Raw genomic sequence first — 9,660 nt, forward strand, 5'->3', positions numbered from 1 at the left:
AACCGTCCGGCAGCGTGCGGGCACCCGCTGCGCGGCAGCGCCGGAGCAAACCCGGTAGCGCCCGGCTGCAACAGCCCGCCAATCCATCGCCCATTCCCCCGCCCCACGTCGCCCGCCTCCGCCCTCTGCCGCATGCCTTCATCCAGGCCCCTGCCTTCCCCGTTCGCCCGCAGGTTGCCAGCGGGGCGGCTTTTGCCTACACTCCCGCCATATTGCCCGCACGCGGCCCGCCCACGGCGGCCCCGGCGCTCTGCAACCCACCGCAACCAACGGTATCCTACATGCGCAAAGCCTCCATCGGCATCACCCCCGAAGGCGTCCCGGCCATCGGCCTGTGCGCCCTCGTCACGCTTTCCCTCGCCATGCTCGGCTGCGCCACCGGCAGCTTCGTGTTCATGCTGCTGACGTGGTTCTGCTGCCATTTCTTCCGCGATCCGGAACGGGTCACCCCCACCGCGCCCGGCCTTGCCGTCAGCCCCGCCGACGGAAAGGTGGTGCGCGTGCAGACCATGCCCGACCCGTTCACCGGCCAGCCGCGCACGGCGGTGTGCATCTTCATGAACGTGTTCAGCGTGCACGTGAACCGCGCCCCGGTAACGGGCACGGTGACCGGCATTGCCTATCATCCCGGTAAGTTCCTGAACGCCGCGTGGGACAAGGCATCCACCGACAACGAACGCTGCGCCTACCAGATGACCGAGGACGGCGGCTCCACCTGGACCTTCGTGCAGATCGCCGGGCTGATCGCCCGGCGCATCGTGTGCCGGACCGACGAAGGCGATACGCTGGCCCGTGGCGAGCGCTTCGGCATGATCCGCTTCGGCTCGCGGGTTGACCTTTACCTGCCGGACGACTATTCTCCGGCGGTGAACGTGGGTGAACAGGTGTTCGCCGGGCAGACCATAGTGGCGCGCCGCAACGCCTAACCCCGCTCAATCCTAACGGTTCACAGACCGCAGAAAGGCACAGGACAGCCGCAAGGCCATGGAACAGCCCGCCCGCCCGATCCACAAGGGAGTGTACATCCTCCCGAACCTCTTCACCACGGCAAGCCTCTTTGCAGGCTTCCTGGGGATGTTGTGGGCCGTTTCCGGGCGGTACGAAGACTGCGCCATGGCCATTCTGTTCAGCGCCCTCATGGACGGCCTGGACGGCAAGGTGGCCCGCCTCACCAATACCGCCAGCGAATTCGGCGTCCAGTACGATTCGCTGTGCGACCTGGTGGCCTTCGGCGTGGCGCCCGGTTTCATGATGTACCAGTGGCAGCTGCACCAGTACGGTCGCCTCGGCATCGCCGCCGCCTTCCTGTTCGCGGTGTGCGGGGCGTTGCGCCTTGCCCGGTTCAACATCTCCACCGCCACCACCTCCAAGAAGTTCTTCATCGGCCTGCCCATCCCGGCGGCCGGTTGCGCCGTGGCCACGCTGGTGCTGTTCAGCCCCTACGTGCCCGAACAGTTCGCGGGGTTCTTCCCGCGCTTCTGCCTTGCGCTCGCCTTCGTGCTCGCCTTCCTCATGGTGAGCCGCGTGCGCTACGCATCCTTCAAGGAATACGGGCTCATCAAGGCCCATCCGTTCAGCTCGATGGTTACCGCCATCCTGCTGTTCGTACTCGTCTCCTCCGAACCCAAGCTCTTGGGTTTCCTGGTGTTCGCGGGCTACCTCATCTCTGGTCCCGTGTACACCTTCGTCATCATTCCCCGCCGCAATCACAAGCTACTACGCAGCCTATCCTAGGGTTGTCGTAGCAGCGCCCCGTACCTCCGTGTCAGGAACGCACGCCGTTCCCGGGCGGACGTGTACCCTCCTCTCAGCCAGAGTCCCGTCTCCCGGGCCGGCGCGCAGCTAACGAACAGATGCAGCAATCCGTCAGGCGCACACGCCGCACGTGACGACCGCGCATCAGCGCCATGGTCCCGCCCTCAACCACAACGGGCGCGGACCGCAGCCAGAGGAGCACGAATCATGACCATCGAATCCGGTCGCATCCGCATTTTCGACACCACCTTGCGCGACGGCGAACAGTCGCCCGGCGCCACCATGAACCTTCAGGAAAAGATCCGCCTGGCCCGCCAGTTGGAAATCCTTGGCGTGGACATCATGGAAGCCGGGTTCCCCGCATCCAGCCAGGGGGACTTCGAGGCCGTGCAGGCCATTGCCCGCGCCGTCAGGGGCGTGGAAGTGGCGGGCCTGTGCCGCGCCATGCCCGCCGACATCGACCGCGCCTGGGACGCCGTGAAGGTGGCCGAAAATCCGCGCATCCACACCTTTCTCGCCACCTCGCCGGTGCACATGCAGTACAAGCTGCGCAAGGAACCGGACCAGGTAGTGGAAATGGCCGTGGCCGCCGTGCGCCATGCCGCCCGGTACACCAGCAACGTGGAGTTCTCTGCCGAGGACGCCTCGCGCTCCAACCCCGACTTTCTGGTGCGGGTGTTCGAGGCGGTGATCAACGCCGGGGCCACCACCATCAACGTGCCGGACACCGTGGGCTATGCCCAGCCCGAGGAATTCGGGCGGCTCATCAAGTACGTCATCGAGAACACGCCGAGCAGCCACAAGGCCGTGTTCAGCGTGCACTGCCACAACGACCTCGGCATGGGCGTGGCCAACACCCTGGCCGCGCTGAAGGCCGGGGCCCGCCAGGCGGAAGTGACCATCAGCGGCATTGGCGAACGGGCAGGCAACGCCTCGCTCGAGGAAATCGTCATGGCCCTGCACACCCGGCGCGACTTCTACCAGCTGGATTGCGGCGTGGTGACCGAGCAGCTGTTCCCCACCTGCCGCCTGCTGTCCATGATCATCGGCCAGCCCATTCCGCCCAACAAGGCCATCGTGGGCGCCAACGCCTTCGCGCACGAATCGGGCATCCACCAGGACGGCATGCTCAAGAACCGCGAAACGTACGAGATCATGACGCCGGAATCCATCGGCAAGACCAAGACCGACCTTGTCATCGGCAAGCATTCGGGCCGCAACGCCGTGAAGAACAAGCTGGAAGAGCTGGGCTACCGGCTGGAGGAAGACCAGCTGGTCACCGTGTTCGAGGCGGTAAAGAAGCTGGCGGACAAGAAGAAGCAGATTTATGACGAGGACATCGAGGCACTGGTGCTTGAAGAGGTCTACCGCCTGCCCGACCTGTACCGGCTGGTGAACCTTTCCGTGCAGTGCAGCGACACCGGCATGCCCCCCACCGCCGCCGTGGTCATGGACGTCATGGGCGAGGTGAAGCGCGCCGCCGGATTCGGCGTGGGGCCGGTGGACGCCATCTTCAACGTCATTGGCGAAATCGTGGGCCGTACGCCCATCCTGGAACGGTATTCGGTCACCGCCATCACCGGCGGCACCGACGCCCAGGGCGAGGTGACCGTACGCCTTAGACAGAACGGCAGCAGCGCGGTCGGACGCGGGTCCGACCCCGACATCATACTGGCCAGCGCCCGCGCGTACGTGAACGCGCTGAACCGCCTGGCAAAGAAAGAAGAAGAGCAAGAGAAGGAGGGCATCTAGATGGCACACACGCTTGCGCAGAAGATCCTGCAGGCGCACACCGACGAGGCGATCATGGCCGCGGGGCAGATCGTCCGCTGTCGCGTCTCGCTGGCTCTGGCAAACGACATCACCGCTCCGCTCGCCATCAAGTCCTTCCGGGCCATGGGGGCGAAAAAGGTGTTCGACCGCGACAAGGTGGCGCTGGTCATGGACCACTTCACCCCGCAAAAAGACATCGATTCGGCGCAGCAGGTGAAGCTGACCCGCGAATTCGCCAGGGAAATGGGCGTCACCCACTACTACGAAGGCGGCGACTGCGGCGTGGAGCACGCCCTGCTGCCCGAACTGGGGCTGGTCGGCCCCGGTGACGTGGTGGTGGGGGCCGACAGCCACACCTGTACCTACGGAGGGTTAGGCGCGTTTGCGACCGGCCTTGGGTCCACCGACGTGGCCGGGGCCATGGCCCTTGGCGAAACGTGGTTCAAGGTGCCGCCCACCATCCGGGCCACCTTCACCGGCACCCTGCCCAGGTGGGTGGGCGCGAAAGACCTGATCCTGCGCCTCATCGGCGAGATCGGCGTGGACGGCGCCCTGTACCGCGCGCTGGAATTCGACGGCGCTGCCATCGAGGCCCTGTCCGTTGAAGGCCGCATGACCATCGCCAACATGGCCATCGAGGCAGGCGGCAAGGTCGGCCTGTTCGCCGCCGACGAGAAGACCCTTGCCTACACCGCCGCGCGCGGCCGCAAGGACGCCCCCCTGTCCGCAGACCCCGGCGCGACCTACGAACGCGAGCTGACCTTCGACGTATCCGGCATGGAGCCCGTGGTGGCCTGCCCGCACCTGCCCGAAAACGTGAAGCCCGTGGGTGAAGTGCAGGGCGTGACCCTGGATCAGGTGGTCATCGGCTCGTGCACCAATGGCCGCATCAGCGACATGCGCGAGGCGGCGGAAGTGCTGAAGGGCCGCAAGGTGGCCAAGGGCGTGCGCTGCATCGTGCTGCCCGCCACCCCCGGCGTGTGGAAGGAAGCCCTGAAGGAAGGGCTGATCGAGACCTTCATGGAATCGGGCTGCATCGTGGGCCCGGCCACCTGCGGGCCGTGCCTTGGCGGGCACATGGGCATTCTGGCCGATGGCGAACGCGCCATCGCCACCACCAACCGCAACTTCCGCGGGCGCATGGGCAGCCTGGAGTCCGAGGTCTATCTGGCAAGCCCGGCAGTTGCCGCCGCATCCGCCGTGGCGGGCGTCATCGCCCATCCCGGCAGCCTGTAGGCCCCAGTAGACAGGGGCAGTTCCACACGCCACGCATGGAGGTTTACGCATCATGAGCTACACCGGCACCGCCCACAAGGTGGGCGAGCATATCGATACCGACGCCATCATCCCCGCGCGCTTTCTGGTGACCACCGACACCCGGAAGCTGGGCGAAAACTGCATGGCCGGCCTTGAGGAAGGCTGGGTGAAACGCGTGAAGCCCGGCGACGTGATGGTGGCGGGGCGCAACTTCGGTTGCGGCTCGTCGCGCGAGCATGCCCCCATCGCCATCCTGGGCGCGGGCATGCCCGTGGTCATCGCGCACAGCTTCGCGCGCATCTTCTACCGCAACTCCTTCAACATGGGGCTGTTGCTGCTGGAAGTGGGCGACGAGGTGGACAAGATCGCCGACGGCGACACCGTGGAAGTGGACGCGGCCAAGGGGCTGATCACCAACCGCACCACCGGGGCCACCATCACCTGCCCGCCGCTGCCTGCGTCGATGCGGGAGTTGCTGGATAAGGGTGGCCTCGTCCCCTACGTCCGCGAGAAGCTGGCTTAGGCATTCGGGTCTTTTGCCCTCCGGCTTCGTCAGATGCGCCTTTCGCTCCGGTCACGTACGAAAAGAGTACGCTCCCTCCGCGAAAGACGCCTCTTCCTCGCCGGAGAACAAAATCCCTCGCATGCCGGTTTTGCAGGCGCGAGGAGAAAAGGCGGAAGCGAGATAAGCCAATCCTGACCATTCCGGCGGCGAGCCGTACACCCCGCCGCCGCACCACCCATAGCGCGCATCGGTCATCGAGAAGGGATATCCAGATGGACATGAAGATCTGCCTGATGCCGGGCGACGGCATCGGCCCGGAAATAGTGGAACAGGCCGTGAAGGTACTGGACAAGGTGGCCAAGAAGTTCGGCCACACCGTCAGCTACACCAATGCACTCATCGGCGGCGCGGCCATCGACGCCACGGGCGGCCCCCTGCCGGACGAAACCGTGACCGCGTGCAAGGCGGCGGACGCCGTGCTGCTGGGCGCCGTGGGCGGCCCCAAGTGGGATACCCTGCCCACCGCCATCCGCCCGGAAAAGGGGCTGCTGGGCATCCGCAAGGCGCTGGGGCTGTTCGCCAACCTGCGCCCGGCCACCCTGCTGCCCGAACTGGCCGGGGCCTGCCTGCTGCGCGCCGACATCGCCGCGCAGGGTCTGGACGTGATGGTGGTGCGCGAGCTGACCGGCGGCGTCTACTTCGGCGAGCCGGTGTGCGAGGAAGAACTGCGCGACGGCCTGCGCACCAGCTACAACACCATGATCTACAATGAAGAAGAGGTGCGCCGCATCGCCCGCGTGGCCTTCGAGGCGGCCCGCAAACGCAGCAGGAAGGTCTGCTCGGTGGACAAGGCCAACGTGCTGGCCGTGTCGCGCCTGTGGCGCGCCGTGGTCATCGAGGTGGCCAGGGAATACCCCGACGTGGAGCTGACCCACATGTACGTGGACAACGCGGCCATGCAGCTGGTGCGCTGGCCCGCCCAGTTCGACGTCATCGTCACCGAGAACCTGTTCGGCGACATCCTGTCCGACGAGGCGGCGGTGATCACCGGGTCCATCGGCATGCTGCCCTCGGCCTCGCTGGGCGCCAGCGGCCCCGGCATCTTCGAGCCCATCCACGGCTCCGCCCCGGACATCGCCGGGCAGAACAAGGCCAACCCCGTGGCCACCATCCTTTCCGTGGCCATGATGCTGCGCTACACCTTCGGTCTGGAGAAGGAAGCCGTGGCCATCGAGCAGGCCGTCAGCGGCGTGCTGCGCGAAGGGTACCGCACCGGCGACATCATGGAAGAAGGCAAGACGCTGGTGGGCACCGTGAGCATGGGGAACCTGGTGACCGAGCGGGTGTAATGCCCTGACGGCGTGGCCCGGCATGCGCCCATAGGCCGGTTTTGGAAAAGAATGGCGCGCCGTCGTTGCAGGTTTGCAGCGGCGGCGCGCCTGTTTTTCATGGAGATGAAGCGAAAGGGAGACGTGTCGCGCCTTGGCGGACGCGCCCTCCACGAAGGCAGTGGCGCGCTGGTGAACACCCCCTGCCCGCCGGAGGCATGACGAAACCGAGGGGAACCAAAAAACGCGGGACTGTCCGCGCAGAAGCCGTCACCGCGCAGCCACCCCACATCACCGCGCCATCAGCGCAAACACGCCCCATCCAAGATATTCACGCGTGAAGGCTGCATAGCGTTGTGGTTCCGAGGTCAGCTGGGCGCGAACTTCCTGCGCAAGATCGTCGTCGGGGTTCGCTTCAAGCCAGCGCCGCATGGTAAGCCACTTGCCGGCCTCGTACCTGTCCCAGCCTTCCTGATCCGCCAGCACCATTTGCACCACATCGTAGCCAAGGTCGCCAAAAGACCCGAGAAGTTCCGGAAGTACGAGAAAATCCGAAATGGCATTGGCATGGCACCCCCTGGCAACGTCTTCCGTAGGCGGCACCCGAAGCCAGTAAGGCTCACCGACAAGAATGATGCCTCCGGCGCACAGGCTCTTCGCCAGAAGCTCGATGGTGCCTGCCACGCCCCCGCCGATCCACGTGGCGCCGACGCAGGCAGCCACCCCCACCTTTGCGGCGGCGACATGGCCCGCAGCATCGCCGTGGATGAACTCGACCTGCTTGGCGACGCCAAGTTCTTCGGCACGAAGCTTCGCTTGCCGGGTGAACAACGGGCTCATGTCGATGCCGACGCCGGTAACCCCGTAATCGCGCGCCCATGTGCACAACATCTCACCAGAGCCGCTGCCAAGGTCAAGCACACGCGTCCCCGGCTCCAGATGCAACACCGCACCAAGCGTGGCGAATTTTTCCGGCGTGAACGGATTATGGATACGGTGATTGCTTTCCGTAATAGTGAAAATGCGCGGAATATCCACCAGGCAAACCTCTTGCACAGCCAAAACCGTGTGAAATTACCGCACGTGATTGCACGCGCGCCCGCGCGTTACCGCCGCATAAAGGAAAGCGCCCCTCGACAAGGCACGCCCTTTTCCCTGCCACTACCCCTCAAGCCCCATCCCTCTCTCCATCAGCCGCCCGGACAGCGTCGTCTCGTACCCGCCCATGGCTTCCACCCGCTTCAGGAACCGCTCGTCCCGCAGCAGGGCCAGCATGGCCTGCACCCGCGCATCGTCCATGTGCGCGGCGGGAATCACGATGTCGTACCGCTCCCGCGCCAGCGGCACAAAGTCCAACCCCAGCGCCCGCGCCGCTGCATGGATGCCCAGGCCGCAGTCCGCCGCGCCGGTCAGCACGTTCACGGCCACGGCCATGTGGGTGAATTCTTCCTTGTCGTAGCCCTGCACCAGCGAAGGCGCGATGCCCGCCTGCCCCAGGTGCCAGTCGAGCAGGATGCGCGTGCCCGCGCCGCGCTGGCGGTTGATGAAGCGCACGTCCGACCGCGCAAGGTCTTCCACTTTACCGATATTCTTGGGGTTGCCCGCCGCCACGATGAGTCCCTGATGCCGGATGGCCAGGTTCACCACCCGCACGTCCATGTCGGGCAGGTACTTGTCCAGGAAGGGAAAGTTGAAGTCCCCCGTTTCCGGGTCGAACAGGTGCGCCCCGGCGAAGTGGCACGAGCCGCCGCGCAGCGCGGTGATGCCCCCCATGCTGCCCACATGGGTTGAGATGAGCCGGAAGGGCCGCTCGCCGCCCATCAGCTCGTCGGCCAGCACGTCCAGGGTGTTGTCGTGGCTGCCCACGCAGACCAGAATGGAGTCCAGCACCGCCTCGGGTACGGTCAGCCGGGCGCGCAGCACATCGTGCTCGGTGGCGCCCTCGGACAGCGCGGGAACGCGGGCCACGGCCTGCGCCCGCGAAAGCGTGGTGATGTTGCCCGCGCCGCGTCCCAGCGGGGTGCCCACCAGCCGGTTGCCCACGCGGCCCACGGCCAGTCGCACGAATTCCTCCACCCCCAGCTTGGAGGGCACCTTGCGCGTCAGGTGCACCTCTGCTGACGGGCGGTCCGCCGGAACGGTGCGCCCCATCCACGCCACCAGCGGGGCCACCAGTTCGTCGAAGCAGACCACCGCGCTGACGGGGTAGCCGGGCGCGCCCACCACCAGCCGTCCGCGGCATTCGCCCAGCAGCGAAGGCTTGCCGGGCATGGCCTGAATGCCGTGCACCAGCACGCGGCCTTCCGCCGCGATGACCTGCCGGGTGAAGTCCTTGCTGCCCGCGGACGAGCCCGCGCACAGCACGGTGACGTGCACGCCCTCGTCCAGGCTGCGGGCCAGTTCGGCGCGCAGGGCGTCCGGGTTGTCCGGCACCGGGGGAATGCGCTCGACGATGCAGCCCATGTCACGGGCCATGGCCGCCAGCACCTGCGAGTTGGATTCCACCACCTGCCCGGCGCCCGGTTCCGGCCTGGTGGTGAAGTCCAGCACCTCGTCGCCGGTGGGGATGATGCGCATGCGTACCCGTTCCCACACCTGCACCTCCCAGATACCGCCGGACAGCAGCGCGCCCACGTCGCAGGCGGCCAGCCGGTGGTTGCGCGGAAACAGCAGCTCCGTGGCCACGATGTCCTCGCCGATGCGCCGCACGTGCTGCCACGGAAAGGCCGGGGCCTCGATTTCCACGGTGTCCGCGTCCAGCTGGGCCACGTGCTCGATCATCACCACGGCGTCGCACCCTTCGGGCATGGGGTGGCCGGTGTTGACCGGGTGATAGCCTTCACCCCGACGCAGGGCCACGGGGTGCCCCTCGCGCGCGGCAAAGGTGTCCGCAGCGCGTACGGCAATGCCGTCCATGGCCGCGCTGTGCATGGTGGGCGATGAATAGCGCGCGTATACCGCCTCGGACAGCACCCGCCCTGCGGCCTCGTGCGAGCCCACGGTTTCGGCGCGGACCAGCGCGGTGCGGTCCAGCGCGGCGCG

The 9,660-nt window shown here is 66.6% G+C and carries 8 protein-coding genes; 6 read left to right on the forward strand and 2 right to left on the reverse strand.

Annotation, left to right across the window (positions count from 1 at the left end):
- The first annotated feature begins 281 nt into the window (after nt 1-281).
- The 6 genes from FVW27_RS00865 (at nt 282) to leuB (ending at nt 6,639) form a co-directional block, all read left to right on the forward strand.
- On the forward strand, nt 282-926 hold the full coding sequence (locus FVW27_RS00865) for a phosphatidylserine decarboxylase family protein (RefSeq protein ID WP_167121904.1): 645 nt from the start codon (nt 282-284) through the stop codon (nt 924-926).
- Between the two features lie 58 nt (nt 927-984).
- Complete coding sequence (pssA, locus tag FVW27_RS00870) at nt 985-1,734, forward strand: CDP-diacylglycerol--serine O-phosphatidyltransferase (RefSeq protein ID WP_167121906.1); 750 nt, start codon at nt 985-987, stop codon at nt 1,732-1,734.
- A 228-nt stretch (nt 1,735-1,962) separates the two neighbouring features.
- Complete coding sequence (locus FVW27_RS00875; RefSeq protein ID WP_167121908.1) at nt 1,963-3,507, forward strand: 2-isopropylmalate synthase; 1,545 nt, start codon at nt 1,963-1,965, stop codon at nt 3,505-3,507.
- Nucleotides 3,508-4,764 carry a 3-isopropylmalate dehydratase large subunit gene (gene leuC, locus FVW27_RS00880; protein WP_167121910.1) on the forward strand — a complete coding sequence of 419 codons (1,257 nt, stop codon included), beginning with the start codon at nt 3,508-3,510 and terminating at the stop codon, nt 4,762-4,764. It begins immediately after the preceding gene.
- Between the two features lie 52 nt (nt 4,765-4,816).
- A complete protein-coding gene (locus tag FVW27_RS00885; protein ID WP_167121912.1) occupies nt 4,817-5,308 on the forward strand; it encodes a 3-isopropylmalate dehydratase small subunit in 492 nt (163 codons plus the stop codon).
- A gap of 254 nt (nt 5,309-5,562) precedes the next feature.
- Nucleotides 5,563-6,639 (forward strand): 3-isopropylmalate dehydrogenase, encoded by a 1,077-nt coding sequence (gene leuB, locus FVW27_RS00890; protein WP_167121914.1) that lies wholly within the window; start codon nt 5,563-5,565, stop codon nt 6,637-6,639.
- Nucleotides 6,640-6,909: 270 nt separating this feature from the next.
- Here leuB and FVW27_RS00895 read toward each other — a convergent pair whose 3' ends face one another.
- Together FVW27_RS00895 and FVW27_RS00900 are read right to left on the reverse strand one after the other, a co-directional pair.
- Nucleotides 6,910-7,656 carry a methyltransferase domain-containing protein gene (locus tag FVW27_RS00895; protein ID WP_167121916.1) on the reverse strand — a complete coding sequence of 249 codons (747 nt, stop codon included), beginning with the start codon at nt 7,654-7,656 and terminating at the stop codon, nt 6,910-6,912.
- 123 nt (nt 7,657-7,779) lie between these two features.
- Nucleotides 7,780-9,660: molybdopterin biosynthesis protein (locus FVW27_RS00900; protein ID WP_167121918.1), on the reverse strand; the 1,881-nt coding region annotated here is incomplete at its 5' end.

This window comes from Nitratidesulfovibrio liaohensis, assembly GCF_011682075.1.
Classification (GTDB): domain Bacteria; phylum Desulfobacterota; class Desulfovibrionia; order Desulfovibrionales; family Desulfovibrionaceae; genus Cupidesulfovibrio; species Cupidesulfovibrio liaohensis.

What these genes read in the sequence shown, in the direction of transcription:
- FVW27_RS00885 (WP_167121912.1), top strand. Translation starts at nt 4,817, where the DNA reads ATGAGCTACACCGGCACCGCCCACAAGGTGGGCGAGCATATCGATACC.
- leuC (WP_167121910.1), top strand. Translation starts at nt 3,508, where the DNA reads ATGGCACACACGCTTGCGCAGAAGATCCTGCAGGCGCACACCGACGAG.
- pssA (WP_167121906.1), top strand. Translation starts at nt 985, where the DNA reads ATGGAACAGCCCGCCCGCCCGATCCACAAGGGAGTGTACATCCTCCCG.
- leuB (WP_167121914.1), top strand. Translation starts at nt 5,563, where the DNA reads ATGGACATGAAGATCTGCCTGATGCCGGGCGACGGCATCGGCCCGGAA.
- FVW27_RS00875 (WP_167121908.1), top strand. Translation starts at nt 1,963, where the DNA reads ATGACCATCGAATCCGGTCGCATCCGCATTTTCGACACCACCTTGCGC.
- FVW27_RS00865 (WP_167121904.1), top strand. Translation starts at nt 282, where the DNA reads ATGCGCAAAGCCTCCATCGGCATCACCCCCGAAGGCGTCCCGGCCATC.